We start from the raw sequence: 621 nt of genomic DNA, 5'->3' as shown, positions 1-621 counted from the left end.
GGGGTGTCGAAGGAACAAGTCGTCTCCATGCCGCTTGACACGGACGGCAGCGTGAACACGACAGCCCTCGGTGCCGAGGTCAAAGGCGAGGCGGCGCAGACGGCCGCGGGCATTAAAGAAAATGTTGTCAAAGATATTACAATCGAGCAGGGCACCATCACGGATAACAGTGATCAAGCACCTGGCGCCGGCACAGACGTCAGGCCGGATGCTACGGTTGCGCCGATCGAGGCGCCGACGGTCGACGAACGCCCGCTGCCGCACATCGCGTCGGATGCCCCCGCCCCGGTTCAGCCGCAGGGGGTAGCGCCGATCAGCACCGAACGGCCGGGAGGAACCGTGGAGAGTCTATCTGCCCAACCGGCGGCCCCGATGCCAACACTGGAGCCGATTTCGGGCGAGTACCAGAAGAAAGCCGCTTCACTGCAAGCAGTACCTTCTCAGCGGGTCGGCGAGGGCGCATTGATCCTCGCGGTCGATTCGGTCCCCGCACCGACGCCGGAGCAGCAGGCGGCAGCGTCAGAAGTGCGGCTGGCGGCCACAAACCGCACACCCGTCACGGCGCAAATGCTCCTCGATGCGGGGGTGTCGAAGGAACAAGTCGTCTCCATGCCGCTTGAC

General features: G+C 64.6%; 1 protein-coding gene. It reads left to right on the top strand.

What is annotated here, in order from left to right; all coding sequences use genetic code 11:
- A partial coding sequence (locus ACXWTF_RS13430) for a hypothetical protein (protein WP_461715494.1) occupies window positions 1-621 on the top strand: 621 nt, incomplete at both ends.

The sequence above is a fragment of the Thiomicrolovo sp. ZZH C-3 genome, from assembly GCF_054862725.1.
The sequence above is the reverse complement of the archived record's forward strand: the minus strand, read 5'-3'. Positions and strand labels throughout refer to the sequence as shown.